Here is a 16,809-nt window from a genome sequence, read left to right as displayed (position 1 = left end):
GTAGCCAGCCTCCGCTCCGACGTGCCCCCCTGCACCGCTCGCAGGTCCCGTCACAGCGCGATTCAGTACCTGTAGTTCACCGTGAGCAATGCGTTGCGGGGTGTGCCGAAGTGGTTGTTGTCCTGCGTGCTCCCGATGGTCTGGTAGTAGTACTTGTCCGTGACGTTGTAGAGATTCAGGCGGATGTCGAGGTGGCGGTTCACCGCATAGGACGCCATCAGATCGATGAGGGTGTAGCCGCCCTGGCGCACGCCGAACGTGGTGCTCGTCTCGCTCCGGGTCCTCCACGCGCCCCCGACACGCCAGGCGCTCAGGACGCCCGGCAGGCGATAGCTGGTCGACAACTTCAGGAGGTGCCGCGGGGTCTGCGTGTCGTAGCGCGTACCGGCAACGCCAGCGTCCGAATCCCGAACGAACTGCGCCGAGTTGTAGGTGTAGCCAGCCATCACCTGCCAGTCGGGTGTCAGCGCCCCGGCGATCTCGAACTCCACGCCACGGCTTCGAACTTCGCCGGCCTGCGCGTAGCAGGAAGCGGCGGCCGATTGGCATCGGTACTGCTCCAATTGAAGGGGCAGGTTCTTCTGGTCGATCTGGAACACCGCGGCACTGGCATTGAGTTGTCCCCCCAGGTACTCGCCCTTGATCCCGATCTCCATGTTGGTTCCGGTCACCGGGGCCAGCACCGCGCCTTGCGGATTCTGGTTGTTCTGGGGCTGGAAGACACTGGTCCCGCTGGCATAGATGGAATGGTTGGCACCGATGTCGTAGACGAGCCCTGCGTACGGCGTCAGCTTGTGGCTGACCTTGTAGGCACTGTCGTCGTTCCATGTGCCGGAGCTCAGATGCATCTGGTACCGATAGGAGTCCACCCGTGCGCCCAACATCAGGGTCAGCGGATCGCTGACGCTGAATCGGGCCGTGCCGTAGAGGCCCGCCTGCGTCTGGTAGCCCTTGCGCGACCAGAGATAGTCGATGACAGGCCTCGGTACCGCGCTGGAATTCCAGTTCATCGGATCCACGGTCACGTCGTAGTCGCTCGGCCAGCCACCTGGGCCGTCGTCGTCCCGGTTCTTCCGATAGCTGCCACCGAACACCAGCTCGTGCGTTCGACCCAGCCACTGGAATGGTCCCTGCGCATAGCCGTCGATGCTGTATTGGTTCTTCTTGTACGCATACGCGCCCACGCCCTGTCCGAACAACGTGGCGTCATCGAGCGGATACAGATAGGTGCCGAGCATGTCCATCTTGGCCTGCAACGCGCGGGCCGTGACCTTGGTCTTCCAGCCGCCGTCGAAGCGGTGCTCCAACTCCGCGAAGACGCTGGCGTTCCTCTTGTTCCAGTAGGCCCAGTCCGGGGTCAGTCGCGTCGACCTCGCGAAGGGATAGAAGCTGCCATCGCGTCGGGTCGGCAAGCCGTTCCAGTCGGCGCCGGGGTTGTCCTCCTTGTTGAAGTAGCCCCCCAGACTCAAGGTGGTGTCACGCCCCAGGTCGACCTCCAGGGTTCCGTAGAAGAGATCCCGTTGATGGCTGTAGGCCTTCTTGAAGGTGTCGGCACTTTGGGAAGCGATCACTGCGCGCCCGCGCAGGGTGCCTGCTTCGTTGAGTGGCCCGCCGGCATCGATCTCGCCGCGGCGGTTGTCCCAACTGCCGGCGCTGGCGGTCAGTGACACCTGCGGCGTCGCCGTAGGACGCTTGCGCACCAGGTTGATGGTCCCCGAAGGGTTGCCGGTTCCCGTCACGATCCCCGCCGCGCCGCGAATGATCTCGACCCGGTCGTACATGGCCAGGGTCGCAAGGCCCTGGGTGTCGTAGTCGAAGGCGAGCGGAACGCCGTCGGCCAAGAAGGAGTTCACCTCGAAGCCGCGGGAGAAGAACTGCGTGCGCTCACCGCCGCCGATCTGCCGCGTGCTGAGGCCGGTGGCGTCGAGCGCCACATCCTCCAGCGACTGGAAGCCGCGATCGTCGATCTGCTGGCGCGTCACGACGCTTACCGATTGCGGCGTTTCGCGCGCCGTCAGGGCCAGCCGGGTCGCCGCAGTGCTGGGCCCCGCTGCCGCATAGGAGCCCGATCCCTCCGTCACGGCGCTGCGCTCGGCCTGCGCACTGACCGTCACCGCTGGCAGCGTTGTCGCTGCGTCGGCCGGCCCTGCGGCAGATGCCGGCAGTGCGCTCAACGCATAGCCACCGCCCGCCGAACGCACCGCGCCCAGGCCCGTGCCCGCGAGCGCACGCGACAGCGCGTCCTGCACCGTCAGGCTGCCGCTGACACCGTTGCTGCGCAGCCCCTCGGTCACGGCCGAGCCGAAGCCGATCAGCACGCCGGCCTCGCGTCCCAGCCGGTTGAGCACGCCTTCGAGCGGGCCCGCGGGGATGTCGAAGCGCTGCACGGCCTGCTGTTTCGATGCGCGCGCGGCCTCGGTCTGTGCCAGCACGAACTGCGGCGCGGTGGCGCCGGCCACGATCAGTGCGGCCAGCGCGATCGGCTGCAGGTGCACGGTGGAAGAAGTTGCTTTCGCGGCGCACACGCGCCGGCCGGTGGGTGAAAACATGGGATCGCCTTCGAGGAAATGGACAGTCGGGAAGAAGAAGCAGGCCGCGTCATTCGCGCCCTCCCCTTGCTTGACAGCCATCCCCGCCGAATCAGCTCATCTTTTTTTCGATGCGTGCTCAGCCCCGCGCGCGGCGTGGCTTCACGCTGACCCAGAAGCGCGTGTAGGTGTGCACTTCGACCGGCAGCGCCGAGGTCAGCGCGGCCAGCACGCGGTCGGTGTCGGCCAGCGGATAGGCGCCCGAGACCTGCAGCCCGGCGATGGCCGGGTCGCAGCCCAGCCGGCCCTGGCGGTGCCGCCCGAGCTCGGCCAGGAAGTCGTCGAGGCGCATGTGCGAGACCACCAGCATGCCGTCGGCCCAGGCACTCGCATCGGCGTCGAGCGGCGTCGCGTTGCCGGTCCGCGCGCGCGTGAAGCGCCCGGCCTCGCCGGCCTGCAGCACGCGCAGCGCGGCCGGCGCATCGACGGGCCGCAGCTCGACCGCGCCCTGCAGCACGCCGACATCGACCGCTGCGTCGTCGCGCAGCCGTACCGTGAAGCGCGTGCCGATCGCGCGCACCGAACCGGCGCCGGTCTGGACCAGGAAGGGCCGCTGCCGCGCGTCGGGCGCGGTCTGCACCAGGATCTCGCCGCGCACCAGCTGCAGCACACGGCGTTCGGCATCGAAGCGCACGTTGACCGCGCTGCCGGAATTGAGCACCACGCGGCCGCCATCGGGCAGCGCCAGCGCGGGCCGCTCGCCGACGGCCGCCACATGGTCGGCGTTCCAGGCATGCCAGGCGGTCGACTGGGTCGCGACCAGTGCACCGCCGCCACCCACGACCAGCGCCGTCAGCAGCTGCATGCCGCGGCGGCGCTGCATCGATTCCGGCGCGGCCGTGAGCGCGGCCCTGGCCAGCGGCGAGGGGATCTCCGCCAGCCGGCCACCCACCGATTCGATGCGCTGCCAGGCCGCTTCGTGCGCGGGGTCGGCCGCGCGCCAGCGCTCCCACAGCGCGCGCCGTGCGCTGTCGAACTCGCTGGAGCGCAGCTCGATCCACCACTGCACCGCCTGGCGCGCGATGGCGGGGGCGACCGGGTCGGTGGCGCCGGGAAAATGAAGACTGCTCACGACGCTACGCGGGGAAGAAGCAGCGCATCGCCGCCTTGGCCAGGTGGCGCTTGACCGTCGACACCGAGAGGCCCAGCGCGGCCGCGATCTCGGCCTGGCCCAGGCCTTCCAGCTGCGCGAGCAGGAAGGCCTTCTTGGCCTGCACCGGCAGGCCGCCCAGCCGGCGGTCGATCTCGACCAGCGTCTCGAGCACCATGAGCCGCTGCTCGGGCGGCGGCGCCACCGGTTCGGGCAGCAGCGCGAGCGCATCGAGATAAGCCTGCTCGATCGCGCGCCGGCGCACATGGTTGATCAGCAGGTTGCGCGCGACCGTCGTGAGGTAGGCGCGCGGCGCGTCGACGCGCTCGAGCCCGGGCGCGCCGAGCAGGCGCACGAAGGTGTCCTGCGCCAGGTCGGCCGCATCGAAGGGGTTGCCCAGCTTGCGCCGCAGCCAGCCCTGCAGCCAGCCGTGGTGGTCGACGTAGAAGGCCTGGACGAGCGGATGGAAGGCGTGCGGATCGGCGGACGCGGCGGACATGGGCGGTGCGCGAAGAATGAGAAAGGGGCCGGACGCCCATTACAAATAAGAATTGTTCTCATTGTAATGAACGGTGACCGGCCCCTCCTCCCGCGCTGCCGCGCCAGGCTCAGAACTTGTAGGTCGCGCTGAGCATCGCGCTGCGCCGGTCGCCATAGACGCCGGTGCCGTAGGAACCCAGGCCCGGCATGTAGGTCTTGTCGAACAGGTTGCCGATGTTGAGCGCCAGGCTCAGGTGCCGGTCGAACTCGTAGCGCGCCATCAGGCCCACCAGCGCATAGGCCGGCTGCGTCGCACGCCAGCCGGTGCCGTCGGAGGTCTGGTAGTAGGTCTCGCTCTGCCACGAGAAGGAGCCGCCGATCACCAGCCGGTGCCAGTCGCCCGGCAGGCGGTAGCTGGTGCTGAGCTTGACCAGGTGCTTGGGCTGGTTGGTGTTGACCGCGCTCAGGATCTCGTCGGGCTGCGGCGGGATGGTCGAGCGGCGCAGCGTGTAGCCGCCGGCGATGTTCCAGTCGGGCGTGATCTGGCCCGAGACTTCGGCCTCCAGCCCGCGGGTCGTGACGCCGTCGATGGCGCGGTAGATCTCCAGCCCGGTCACCGGGCTGGAACCCACGTACTGGGCCGCGTTCTGCTGCTTGACCTGGAACAGCGCGAGGCTGGTGTTCAGGCGCCGGTCCAGCAGCTCGCCCTTGATGCCGATCTCCGCGCTCTTGCCGGTCAGCGGCGGCAGCGGCCTGTCGCCGCTGTCCTTGTAGTAGGTCTGCGGATTGAAGATGTCGGTGTAGCTCGCGTAGACCGAGAACTGCCGGTCGATGTCGTAGACCAGGCCCGCGTAGGGGATGGCCTTGCGGTTGACCGACAGGTTGTCGGCCACGCTGTAGCTGCCGTCGAGGCCGGTGGTCTCGTCGAACAGCCTGTACCAGCTCACGCGCGTGCCGAGGATCACCGACAGCGCATCGGTCGGCCGCAGTCGCACGGCCGCGAACACGCCCTTCTCGGTGATGCGGGTGCTGCGGTCTTCCTGGTGGACGAAGTTCGGCCGCGGCGCATCGCCCTGCCAGTTCAGGTAATTGGCGATGGGATCGAAGGCGCTCGAGTAGCCGGGCGCCTCGCGGCGCTGGCGCGACCAGCCCAGGCCGAAGGACAGCTCGTGCTGCCGGCCGAACAGTTCGAACGGGCCCGACACCGCGGCGTTCAGCGAGGGCACGGTGGCCGTGGTCGGGATCTTGGCCGACAGCAGGCTGATGCCCGCGCCCGTCAGCGCGTCGATGGCGCCATAGCTGGCGGCGCCGACCTCCACGTCGCGCGACTGCTTGAGGTAGCTGGTCGCGAGGTCGAGCTTCCAGCCGTTGCCGAAGTCGTGCTTGAGCGTGGCGAAGACGTCGGTGCTCTCGTTGTTCCAGTACGACCAGCTTGCCGCCGGGTTGAAGCTGCGCGGGAAGTGGGTCTGCGTGCCGTCGTTGTAGAACAGCGGGATGTGGCCGTAGCTGGCCCCCTTGGCGCGGGTCTCCATGTGGTCGACGCCCAGGCTCAGCAAGGTGCGGGGCGTGAGGTCGACCTCGACGATGCCGTAGAGGTTGCGCGTGTCGCGCCCGTAGCGGTCGACGTAGGCGTTGGCGTTCTGCACCGCCGCCACCACGCGCCCGCGCACGCTGCCGCTCTCGTTCAACGGACCGGAGAAGTCGCCGACGCTGCGGTAGCGGTCGTACGAGCCCACGCCCGCCGACACGCTGCCGGCGAACTCGCTGGTGGGCTTCTTGCGCACCAGGTTGATCGTGGCCGAGGGGTTGCCGGCGCCGGTCAGCAGGCCGGTCGCACCCTTGACGATCTCGACGCGGTCGTAGATCGCGCTGTCGGCCAGCGAGGTGGTGAACTGGCTGGCGCTGTCCATGGTGTTGGGCACGCCGTCGAACTGGAAGTTCTCGACCGAGAAGCCGCGCGCATAGAAGGTCGCGCGCTCGCTGTCGTTGCGCCCCACGGTCACGCCCACGGTCTTCTCGAGGATCTCGGGCAGGTTGGTCAGGCCCTGGTCGTCCATCTGCTGGCGCGTGATGACGCTGACCGACTGCGGCGTCTCGCGCAGCGACAGGCCGAGGCGCGTGGCGGTGCTGGACGGGCCCGCGACGTACGAGCCCGAGCCCTCGGTGGTGCCGTCGTTGATCGCGGTGGCGGTGACGCGCACTTCGCTCAACGTGCCACCCGCGGCCTCGGCCACCGGGGCCGCGGCCTTGCGGCGCAGCACCCAGGTGCGCGCGGCGCCGGGCACGGCTTCGAGGCCGGTGCCGGCCAGCAGGCGCGTCAGCGCCTCGGGCACGGCGAAGCTGCCGGCGAGCCCGGGCGACACCACGCCGCGCACCAGTTCGGGCGGCGCGCTCACGCTCACGCCCGCATCGGCCGCGAAGCCGGCCAGCGCGGTGGCCAGCGGGCCGGCGGGCACCTGGAAGCTGCGTGCCGCTTCGGCGCCCGGGGCCTGCGCCAGCGCGATGGGCGCGGCGGCCATCGCGGCCAGCAGGCCGGTGGCGATGCAGGTGGCGCGCATGGCGCTTTTCAATGAAGAGGAGGAATGACCTGCGGCCGCACGGCAGCGGGGGTCGGGGCGGGAAGCCATGTTCTTGATTCCTTGGAGCACGTCCGTCGATGAGGTTGAAGAGAGCACATCGAACAGGACACGCCGGGCCGCAAGAAGGGGCCAGCCGGATGCGAAAAAATTTCAGCGCTGCTTTTCGGGCGCCGCGAGCGTGACCCAGTAGCGCGTGCGGAACCGCACCTCCACCGGCAGCAGCTGCGCCACGTTCTGCAGGATCGCGTCCGTATCGGCCAACTGGAAGGCGCCGGTGATGCGCAGGCCGCCCACCGAAGGCTCGCAGCGCAGCAGGCCCGGACGGTAGCGCGCTACCTCGGCGATGAAGGCATCGAGCCGCATGTCGTCGACCGCCAGGATGCCGCGCGCCCACTGGCCGGCGCCGGCATCGACCGCCGCGACCGCCTCGATGTGCGAGGCGTCGAAGCCGGCCTGCTGCCTGGCCTGCAGCAGCTGCACCGCCCCGCCCTCGCGCGTGCGCAACTCGACCGCACCCTCCAGCACCGCGACATGGCTGCGCTGCGCCTGCGGCCGCACCACGAAGCGGGTGCCGATGGCGCGCGCCGTGCCCTCGGCGGTGCGCACGAGGAAGGGCCGGCCGGCCGGGTCGCGCGCGGTCTCGATCAGCGCCGCGCCCGCGCGCAGCAGCACCAGGCGCTGGGTGGCGTCGTAGGCGAGGTCGATGGCGCTGGCGGTGTCGAGGCGGATGCGCGTGCCGTCGGGCAATTGCACCTCGCGCTGCTCGCCGGTGGCGGTGGCGTGCGTGGCGGTCCATTGCGGCGGCGCGTGGCGCCAGGCCAGCCAGCCGGCGGGTGCCGCTGTCATGAGCAGCACCAGGGCCCGCACGGCCGCGCGCCGGCTGCGCGGGCGCTGCAGCGTCGAGGTCGCCAGCGCGGGCGGCACATGGCCCGCGCGCTGGCTCACCTGCAGCGCGCGCTGCCATGCGCGGGCGTGCTCGGGCGCGCGTGCCAGCCAGCCTTCGAAGGCCCGTCGGTCGTTCGCGGTGGCCTCGGCCGAATGCAGCAGCACGAACCACTCGGCCGCCTGCGCAGCGACCTGGCGCGACAGCGGCGGCTCGACGGCGGCGAGGGCCGGGACGCTCATGCCGCCAGCAGGATGCACTCGGTCATGGCCTGCGCCATGTAGCGCTTGACCGAGCGCAGGCTGATCTTCATCTCGTCGGCGATCGCGGCGTAGCTCAGGCCGTCGATCTGCGACAGGATGAACACGCCGCGCACCTTGGGCGGCAGGCCGTCGAGCATGGCGTCGATTTCCTGCAGCGCCTGCAGGATCACCAGCTGCTGCTCGGGCGACGGCGCCTGCGCCTCGGGAAGCACCGCCAGCGCGTCGAGGTAGGACTGCTCCAGCGCGCGGCGCCGCAGGTGATTGAGCAGCAGCCGCCGCGCCACCGTCGCGAGATAGGCCCGCGGCTCGCGCAGCGCGCCCTCGGCGGGTGCGGACGGCGCGCCCAGCAGCCGGACGAAGGTGTCCTGCGCCAGGTCGGCCGCCTCGAAGGCGTTGCCCAGCCTGCGGCTCAGCCAGCCCTGCAGCCAGCGGTGGTGGTCGCTGTAGAGCGTGTCGATGTGGCGGTGGTGGACGGAGGGGGCGGCGGGCATGGCGGCGATCGGACGGAAGAGCATGGAGGTCCCGCGCGGCGCACCAGGACACCGTTGATTATAAAATGAGATTAATTCTCAATTGCATTGGCATCCCGTTTCTCCATGCCCTCCGCCGACACCTCCGCCGTGCAGGCCCTCTACACCGCGCACCACGGCTGGCTCAGCACCTGGCTGCGCCGGCGCCTGGGCTGCGCGCACAGCGCGGCCGACCTGGCGCAGGACACCTTCGTGCGCGTGCTGCTGCGGCCGCAGGCGCTGCCCACGCTGCGCGAGCCGCGCGCCTACCTCACGACCCTGGCCAAGGGCGTGGTCAGCGAGCACTGGCGCCGCCAGGCGTTGGAGCGCGCCTACCTCGAGGCGCTGGCGCTCATGCCCGAGCCGCTGGCGCTGTCGCCCGAGGAGCGGCTGCAGCTGCTGCAGACGCTGGACGAGATCGACGCCATGCTCGACGGCCTGGCGCCCAAGGCGCGCGAAGCCTTCGTGCTGTCGCAGCTCGAAGGGCTGGGCTATGCGCAGATCGCCGAGCGCCTGGGCGTCAGCGAACGCACGGTCAAGCGCTACATGGCGCAGGGATTCGAGCGCTGCCTGGCGGTCATGGAATGAGCGCCCTGCCCCCGCCCGCCCCCGACGCCGCCGTGCTGCGCGAGGCCGCGCAATGGCTGGTGCGGCTGCACTCGGGCCGCGCGCGCGAAGCCGATCACGCGGCTTGCGCGGCCTGGCGCGAGGCGGACCCGGCGCACGAGCGCGCCTGGCAGCGCGCCGAGCGGCTGTCGCGGAAATTCGGCGCCGTGCCCTCGGGGGTCGGCGTGCCGGTGCTGGCGCGGCAGGCCCGCGGCAACCGCCGCGCCGCGCTGCGCACGCTGGCCCTGCTCGCCACCGCCGCGCCCGCCGCCTGGCTGGGCTGGCGGCTCGCGCCCTGGGAAGCCTGGATCTCCGACCACCGCACCGCCACCGGCGAACGGCGCGAAGTGCAACTCGCCGACGGCAGCCGCGTGCTGCTCGACACCGGCAGCGCGATCGACGTGCGCATCGACGGCGCGCAGCGCACGCTGCGGCTGCGCGTGGGTGCGATCCAGGTCGCGACCGCGGCCGACGCGCGCCCCTTCGTCGTCGAGACCGCGCTCGGCCGGCTGCGCGCCCTGGGCACGCGCTTCACGGTGCGGCAGGACGGCGAAGACACGCAGCGGCAGATCCGCTTGGCCGTGACCGAAGGCGCGGTCGAAGTCACCTTGCGCGGCGCATCGTCGCCCGCGCTGGTGGTGCCGGCCGGCCGGCAGACGCTGCTGCGCCACCAGGGTGCCTCGCCCTTGACGGCCTTGACGGCAGTGACGCCCGAGAGCCAGGCCTGGACCCAGGGCGTGCTCTATGCCGAGAACATGCGGCTGGCCGACTTCTGCGCCGAGCTGGCGCGCTACCGGCCCGGGCTGCTGCACTGCAGCCCCGAGGTGGCCGAACTGCGCATCTCCGGCGCCTTCCAGCTGCGCGACACCGACTATGTGCTGTCGATGGTGGCCAGCACGCTGCCGGTGCAGGTGCTCACGCGCACGCGCTGGTGGGTGACGGTGCTGCCCGTCTGAAAATTTTTCGCATCCGCCTGTCCCTTTTCCTGCGCTCGTCGGGCAAGCCATGGAGCCGTGCTGTGAACACGGCAAGAACAGGACCAAGAACCATGGCATTGCATCCCTCCCGCACCGCGCGCCCGCGGCTCGCATCCCTCTCCATGCCCACGCGCCCGAGCGCCGTGACCCAGGGCGTGCGCGCGCTGTGCCTGGCCTTCGCGCTCGGCGCCGCGGGCGCCGCGCTGGCGCAGGCGAGCCCGCCGGCCGCCGCCAGCGCCAGCGCCAGCTACGACATCCCCGCCGGCGCGCTGGGTCCGGCGCTCTCGCGCTTCGCCGCGCAGGCCGGTGTCACGCTGTCCTTCGAACCCGCCTTGACCGAAGGCCGCCAGACCGCGGGCCTGCGCGGCAGCCATGCGGTGGGCGACGGCTTCGCCCGCCTGCTCGCCGGCACGGGGCTCGACGCCGTGCCGCGCGCGGGTGGCGGCTACACGCTGCGCCCGTCGCCACCCGGCGCCAGTGCCGCCGCGCCGGGGAACGCCGGCACGAACACGCTCAGCGAAGTGCGCGTCACCGCGCAGGCCGAGCGCAGCGCGACCACCGAAGGCTCGGGGTCGTACGCCAGCCGCATCGTGACCGTCGGCAAGGGCGAGCAGGCCTTGAAGGAAATTCCGCAGTCCATCACGGTCGTCACGCGCCAGAAGATGGACGATCAGAACCTGAACACCATCGACGAGGTGCTGGCCCAGACCACGGGCATCACGATGTACGACAGCCCGATGGGCGGCCGCTATGTCTACTCGCGCGGCTTCCGCGTCGACACCTACCAGTTCGACGGCGTGAACCGCGCCTTCTACTACCCGCAGGCCAACAACTTCACGAGCAATGCCGCCACGCTGGACCGGGTCGAGGTGGTGCGCGGCGCCACCGGCCTGCTGCAGGGTGCGGGGGCGCCCAGCGCCACCATCAACATGGTGCGCAAGCGGCCGACGGCCGAGAAGCAGCTGCAGCTGTCGGCCAGCGCGGGCTCATGGAACAACCTGCGCACCGAGCTCGACGCCAGCGGCCCGATCAACGAGGCCGGCACGCTGCGCGGCCGCGTGGTGGCGAGCGCCAACGACCGCGACTACTTCTACGACACCGCCAAGAGCCGCACCGGCGTGCTGTACGGTGTGCTCGAGGCCGACATCGGCCCGCGGACGCTGCTCACCCTCGGTGCCAGTGACGAGAAGCTCAAGTCCACGCCCTTCTTCCAGGGCCTGCCGCGCTACAGCAACGGCGCCGACCTGCACCTGCGCCGATCGACCGCGCTGATGGCCGACTGGAATCGCTGGAACAGCGAGCAGCGCACGGTCTTCGCCGAACTCGCCCACCGCTTCGATGCCGACTGGTCGCTCAAGCTGACGGCCGGCTACGTGCGCGAGCAGCACGACATCAAGTACGCCTTCGCGCTCGGCGCCGTCAACCCGCGCACGCTGGCCGGCAACGTGATGTACGGCGGCCTGTTCGACTTCGAGACCGAGAACAAGACGCTGGACCTCGCCGTCGACGGCAAGTTCGATGCCTTCGGCCGGCGGCATGCGCTGAGCTTCGGCGCCAACACCGGCCGCATGGTCAACCACAGCGACTTCGCGCTGATCCAGATGGTGGGCGTGGCCAACAACGTGTTCGATCCGGTCTCGGCCATCGCCGAGCCCAGCGCCGCCACCTTCGCCGCCAACAGCTACCGCGGCGGCGACGCCATCACGCGCATGACGCAATCGGGCGCCTACGGCGTGGCACGCCTGAGCCTCAGCGACCCGTTGACCCTGGTCGCCGGTGCGCGCGTGACCCGCTACACCGGCAGCACCCGCGACCGCGCCACCGGCGCCGACACCAGCGAGCCCTTCCGCGAGAGCGGCGTGCTCACGCCCTACGGCGGCCTGGTCTACGCGCTGAACCCGCAGTGGTCGGCCTATGTGAGCTATGCCGACATCTTCCAGCCGCAGAACGCGATGACGGCCGCCGGCGACCTGCTGCCGCCCATCAAGGGCCGCAACTACGAAGCGGGCCTGAAGGGCGAGCTGTTCGACGGCAAGGTGAACGCCTCGCTCGCGCTGTTCCGCATCGACCAGAACAACCGCGCGCAGGAAGACCTGGTCAATGTCTGCACCCGCAGCACCTACTGCTCGGTGTCGACCGGCAAGGTGCGCAGCCAGGGCCTGGATGCGGAGATCAGCGGCGAGCTGGCGCGCGGCTGGCAGGTCTTCGCCGGCTACACGCTCAACCACTTCAAGTACCTGGACGACACCGCCAACGCCGGCATCGATTTCGCGAGCACCTACTCGCCCAAGCACATGCTGCGCGTGTGGACCGACTACCGGCTGCTGGGCACGCTCAACGCCTGGACGCTGGGCGGCGGCGTGAACTTCCAGACCGCCAGCACGCGCACCACCGGCGCGATCACGCTGGAGCAGGCCTCGTACGCGGTCTGGGGCGCGCGCGTCGGCTACCAGATCAACCGCCACTGGTCGGCCGCGCTCAACCTGGCCAACCTGTTCGACAAGACCTACTACCAGACCATCGGCGCGCCGGCCTGGGGCAACTTCTACGGCGAGCCGCGCAGCGTCACGGTAAGCCTGCGCGGCAGGTTCTGAGCACGATCTCGACGCCCGGGATCGGGCGTCGATGTCGACTCACAGCTTCGGCGTGTACTTCAGCGTGAACATCACGTTGCGCGGATCGCCGTAGTAGTTGCTGCCGTCCGTGCCGTTGTACGAGGGGATGTAGTAGCGCTTGTCGAACACGTTGTTCACGTTGACCGCGACCGACACGGTTGGCGTCGCCTGGTAGGCGATGCGGGCGCCCCACACGGCGAAGCCCGGCACCTGGAAGGCGCGGTCGAAGCTCAGCGCGCGGCTCTGCAGGTTCACGCCGCCGCCGAGGCTGAGCCGGCTCCAGGCGCCCGGCAGCCGGTAGTCGGCCCACACGCGCACCAGGTGCTTGGGCGTCCAGGTGCTGAAGACCTGGCCCTTGTATTCCGCGTCCTCCAGGTACCGGGTCGTGTTGAAGGTGTAGCCCGCCGCGAGCTGCAGGCCGCGCAGCAGCTCGCCGCTGACTTCGGCCTCGAAGCCCTGGCTGCGCACCTTGCCCGAGGCGTTCGAGCAGTACCAGCCGTCGCAGGCGAAGCCCGAGGCGAAGTCGGTCACGGCGCGGTTCTTGTGGTCGTAGCGGAAGACGGCGAAGGAGGTGTTCAGCCGCCCGTCCATCAGTTCGCCCTTCAGGCCCAGCTCGTAGTTGCTGCCGAGCACCGGCTCGAGCACCGCGCCGGCCGCGGTGCGCGCGGTCTGCGGCTCGAAGACGTCGGTATAGCTGGCGTAGGCCGACCACTGCTTGTTCAACGCCTGCACCAGGCCAACATAGGGCGTGACCTTGCCCGAGGCGCTGCTGGGGCTGCGGTAGTCGTCCAGGGGCTGCGCGTATACCGAGTCGTACCAGCTCGCGCGGGCGCCGACGACGGCCGTGAGCGAGTCGCTCAGGCCGGCGCGCCAGGTGCCGTAGAGGCCCTTCTGCCGCACGTCGTAGCTGCTTCGGGTGCTGGACCCGCGCGCGGCGATGCTGGCGTAGTCCTGCCATGGCCGGTCGTGGTCGATGTCGAACACGTTGACGCCCCGGGTCCAGACCCGCGCATAGGCATCGTCGGTGGTGTACTTCGAGTAGTTGGCGCCGATCACGACTTCGTGCGGCATCGCCAGCGCCTCGAAGCGCCCGCGCAGGTAGACGTCCAGCCCGCGCTGCTGGCCGCGCAGGTCGGTGGCGAAGTCGCCGTAGTTCGGGCCGCTGCCGTCGGCGTTGACGACGCCCGCGATGCGCTGGTGCACCGAACTGTTCGTCTCGTTCATGCCGAGTGCGGAGGCCTTGAACACCCAGCGGTCGTTGAAGCGGTGCTCGAGGTCCGCATAGACGCTGGTCTGGTCGTTGTAGGCCCGGTTCCAGTTCGCGCCGGTGAAGGTGGAGCGCGGCAGGCCGATGTCGCGGGTGTCGCGGTAGCGCGGCAGGCCGATGAAGGTGGGGCGCGAACGGCTGTGCTTGTTGCTCACGCCCAGGCCGACCGTGGTGTCGGCATCGATGTCGTAGTCGAGCGCGGCGTAGCTGGAGCGGGTGCGGTTCCACACGCTGTCGATGAAGGAATGGCCGCGGTCCTCGTCGAGCACCAGCCGGCCGCGCAGCGTGCCTTCGGCATTGAGCGGGCCGCCGGCATCGAGCTGCACGCCGTAGCGGTCCCAGGAGCCGGCCTTGCCGCTCAGGCTCACGGTGCGTTCGGCCTGGCCGCGCTTGCGCACGAAGTTGATCGTGCCGCCGGGGCTGCCCGCGCCCTGCAGCAGGCCGGCCGCGCCACGCAGCACCTCCACGCGGTCGTAGAACACCAGCGACTCGCTGCCCCAGTTGCCCAGCGAGTAGGTGTTGCGCGGCACGGCCACGCCGTCGTACTGCATGGTGTCGAGCAGGAAGCCGCGCGCGGTCACGGCGATGCCCGCGCCCATGCCCTGCGTGGCGACCAGGCCGGTGGTGTTGCTCACCACGTCGCTGAGGCTCAGCAGGTTCTGGTCGTCCATGCGCTGGCGCGTGACCACGCTGACCGACTGCGGGATGTCCTTGAGCGCCTGCTCGGTCTTGCCGATGGTCGTGGCGCGGGTCGCATAGGAGCGCGTGCCTTCGGTGGTGGCCGCGCGCTCGGCCTGCGCGGTGACGGTGACCGAGGCCAGGGTGCTGCCGCTGGCCTCGGTGTCGCCGGCCACGGCGCGGCGCAGCGCGAAGGCACCGCCCGCACCGCCCGTGACCTCGAGGCCCGAGCCGGCCAGCAGGCGCGCGAAGCCGTCGCGCACCGTGAAGCCGCCGTCGAGGCCGCGCGTGCTCTTGCCCTGCACCAGGGCCGGCGGCACGGTGATGCTCACGCCGGCCGCGGCCGCGAAGCCGCCCAGGGCCTCGTCGAGCGGGCCGGCGGCGATGCGGTAGACCTTCTGCGTCTCGGCCGCTGCCGTGGCGGCGGCGGCCGGCTGTGCCGAGGCACCGGCCGCGGCCAGGCCCATGGCCAGCACGGCGGCATGGACGGCCAGCGAGAGCACGCGGTGCGAAGGGGTGTGACGAACGAAAGCGGAAGGTCGGCGGCGGGCCATGGATTTCTCTCTCCGGAAAGGTGTGAAGTGGTTGTTCCTCAAGGCTTCACACGCGAGAGAAGGAAAAGGGACACGGCGCGATGGATCTTTTTTTCGATGCGCCGCGACGCATCGCGGCTCGCGGGGCTCAGGTGCCCGGCGCGACCACCGTCACCCAGTAGCGCGTGCGCCAGCGCACGTCCACCGGCAGCGCCTGCGGCAGGCTGTCGAGTACCGGGCCGGTGTCGCGCAGCTGGAACACGCCGGAGATGCGCAACTCGGCCACCGCCGGGTCGCAACGCAGCACGCCGGGCCGGTAGCGGCCCAGCTCGGCCACGAAGTCCTGCAGCCGCATGTCGCGCGCGCGCAGGATGCCGCGCGACCAGTCGTCGACCTGCGGCCCCGCGGGGGTCACCGCGTCCACCGCGTGCGAGGAGAAACCGGCCTGCTCGCCCGCCTGCACCACCACCGGTCGGTCGGCGGCACGCTCCGGCCGAACCTCGACCGCGCCTTCGAGCACCGCGACGTGGCTGCGGCCCTCGTCGAACTGCCGTGCGACGAAGCGCGTGCCCAGCGCGCGCAGCCGGCCCTGCGCGGTCTCGACCACCAGCGGCCGGTAGCCAGGGTGATCGGGCGGCACCGCATCGGGCGCGGTCTCGACCAGGATCTCGCCCGCGCGCAGGCGCAGCAGGCGCAGGTGCTCGTCGTAGGCCACGTCGAGCGCGGTGGCGGTGTTGAGCACCAGGCGCGTGCCGTCGGGCAGCCGCAGTTCGCGCCGCTCGCCGGTCGCGGTGCGGTGCGCGGCCAGCCATTCGCGCGCGGGCACGGCGCGCCAGGCCAGCCAGCCCGCGGGCACGGCCGCGACCAGCAGCGCCAGCGCCTTCACCGCCGCGCGCCGGTCGGCACGCGCCGCACGGCCGAGCACCGGCGCGGCCAGCGTGCGGGGCAGCAGGTCGAACTTGAGGCTCACGCGCTCGGCGCGCTGCCAGGCGAGGTCGTGCGTGGGGTCGGCCGCGCGCCAGTGCGCCCAGCGCCGGCGGTCGGCGGCCGTGGCCTCGCCGGAGTTCAGCAGGAAGAACCATTGCGCGGCCTGCAGGGCCACGTCCTCGCGGATGGCGCTCATTCGCTGGCCAGCAGGATGCAGCGCGCCATCGCCTCGGCCATGTAGCGCTTGACGGTGCGCTCGCTTACCGCGAGCTTGGCCGCGATCTCCGCATAGCCCAGGCCTTCGAGCTGCGCCAGCAGGAAGGCCTGGCGCACGGCGGGCGCCAGCCCGTCGAGCATGGCGTCGATCTCCTGCAGCGTCTCGAGAATGATGGCCTGCTGCTCGGGCGACGGCGCCATCGGCTCGGGCAGCGCGCCCAGCGCCTCGAGGTAGGCCTGCTCGAGCGAACGCCGGCGGTAGAGGTTGGCCATCAGACGCTTGGCGATCAGCGTCAGGTAGGCGCGGGGTTCGCGCAGCTGCCAGTCGGCCTGCTTCTCGGGGGTGTCGTCCGGAGCCGAGAGCAGGCGAACGAAGGTGTCCTGCGCCAGGTCGGCCGCGTCGAAGGCGTTGCCCAGCTTCTTGCGCAGCCAGCCCTGCAGCCAGCCGTGGTGCGCGCTGTAGAGCGTGCGGATGTGCGGGTGCAGGGCGGGTTCGGCGGCGGACATGGCGGCGGTGCACGACGGCACGGGCCGCCATCAAACAAGAATGGTTCTCATTCTAGACTGGGACACCCACGCCACCTGCCCGGACATGACG

12 protein-coding genes are annotated in these 16,809 nt (G+C 70.7%); 3 read left to right on the top strand and 9 right to left on the bottom strand.

Features of this window, described 5'->3' with window-relative positions:
* Positions 1-62 precede the first annotated feature (62 nt).
* The 6 genes from QTI20_RS01130 to QTI20_RS01105 form a co-directional block, all read right to left on the bottom strand.
* Positions 63-2,630, bottom strand: a complete 2,568-nt coding sequence (locus tag QTI20_RS01130) for a TonB-dependent siderophore receptor (RefSeq protein WP_286550720.1) — start codon at positions 2,628-2,630, stop codon at positions 63-65.
* A gap of 37 nt (positions 2,631-2,667) precedes the next feature.
* Positions 2,668-3,660, bottom strand: coding sequence for a FecR domain-containing protein (locus tag QTI20_RS01125; RefSeq protein ID WP_286550721.1), 993 nt, complete (start codon positions 3,658-3,660; stop codon positions 2,668-2,670).
* 4 nt (positions 3,661-3,664) lie between these two features.
* Positions 3,665-4,177, bottom strand: a complete 513-nt coding sequence (locus tag QTI20_RS01120) for a sigma-70 family RNA polymerase sigma factor (protein ID WP_286550722.1) — start codon at positions 4,175-4,177, stop codon at positions 3,665-3,667.
* Positions 4,178-4,286: 109 nt separating this feature from the next.
* Positions 4,287-6,716 carry a TonB-dependent siderophore receptor gene (locus QTI20_RS01115; RefSeq protein ID WP_286550723.1) on the bottom strand — a complete coding sequence of 810 codons (2,430 nt, stop codon included), beginning with the start codon at positions 6,714-6,716 and terminating at the stop codon, positions 4,287-4,289.
* A gap of 171 nt (positions 6,717-6,887) precedes the next feature.
* Positions 6,888-7,862 carry a FecR domain-containing protein gene (locus QTI20_RS01110; protein ID WP_286550724.1) on the bottom strand — a complete coding sequence of 325 codons (975 nt, stop codon included), beginning with the start codon at positions 7,860-7,862 and terminating at the stop codon, positions 6,888-6,890.
* The gene (locus QTI20_RS01105; protein ID WP_286550725.1) at positions 7,859-8,374 is read right to left on the bottom strand and encodes a sigma-70 family RNA polymerase sigma factor; all 516 of its coding nucleotides are present in this window, start codon (positions 8,372-8,374) and stop codon (positions 7,859-7,861) included. The genes QTI20_RS01110 and QTI20_RS01105 overlap by 4 nt, the downstream gene beginning before the upstream one ends.
* 105 nt (positions 8,375-8,479) lie before the next feature.
* Here QTI20_RS01105 and QTI20_RS01100 point away from each other — a divergent pair, with 105 nt between their 5' ends.
* The 3 genes from QTI20_RS01100 to QTI20_RS01090 all read left to right on the top strand — a co-directional run bounded on the left by QTI20_RS01100 (position 8,480) and on the right by QTI20_RS01090 (position 12,569).
* A complete protein-coding gene (locus tag QTI20_RS01100; protein ID WP_183026085.1) occupies positions 8,480-8,980 on the top strand; it encodes a sigma-70 family RNA polymerase sigma factor in 501 nt (166 codons plus the stop codon).
* Positions 8,977-9,954, top strand: coding sequence for a FecR domain-containing protein (locus tag QTI20_RS01095; RefSeq protein WP_286550726.1), 978 nt, complete (start codon positions 8,977-8,979; stop codon positions 9,952-9,954). Before QTI20_RS01100 ends, QTI20_RS01095 begins: the two co-directional genes overlap by 4 nt.
* A gap of 92 nt (positions 9,955-10,046) precedes the next feature.
* The gene (locus tag QTI20_RS01090) at positions 10,047-12,569 is read left to right on the top strand and encodes a TonB-dependent siderophore receptor (RefSeq protein WP_286550727.1); all 2,523 of its coding nucleotides are present in this window, start codon (positions 10,047-10,049) and stop codon (positions 12,567-12,569) included.
* 39 nt (positions 12,570-12,608) lie between these two features.
* Here QTI20_RS01090 and QTI20_RS01085 read toward each other — a convergent pair whose 3' ends face one another.
* The 3 genes from QTI20_RS01085 to QTI20_RS01075 all read right to left on the bottom strand — a co-directional run bounded on the left by QTI20_RS01085 (position 12,609) and on the right by QTI20_RS01075 (position 16,718).
* On the bottom strand, positions 12,609-15,089 hold the full coding sequence (locus QTI20_RS01085; RefSeq protein ID WP_286550728.1) for a TonB-dependent siderophore receptor: 2,481 nt from the start codon (positions 15,087-15,089) through the stop codon (positions 12,609-12,611).
* A gap of 127 nt (positions 15,090-15,216) precedes the next feature.
* Positions 15,217-16,191 (bottom strand): FecR domain-containing protein, encoded by a 975-nt coding sequence (locus QTI20_RS01080; protein WP_286550729.1) that lies wholly within the window; start codon positions 16,189-16,191, stop codon positions 15,217-15,219.
* Positions 16,188-16,718: a sigma-70 family RNA polymerase sigma factor gene (locus QTI20_RS01075; protein WP_286550730.1), complete on the bottom strand. Its 531-nt coding sequence runs from the start codon at positions 16,716-16,718 to the stop codon at positions 16,188-16,190. Before QTI20_RS01075 ends, QTI20_RS01080 begins: the two co-directional genes overlap by 4 nt.
* Positions 16,719-16,809 lie beyond the last annotated feature (91 nt).

Source organism: Variovorax sp. J2P1-31, from assembly GCF_030317215.1.
GTDB lineage: Bacteria > Pseudomonadota > Gammaproteobacteria > Burkholderiales > Burkholderiaceae_C > Variovorax.
The sequence above is the reverse complement of the archived record's forward strand: the minus strand, read 5'-3'. Positions and strand labels throughout refer to the sequence as shown.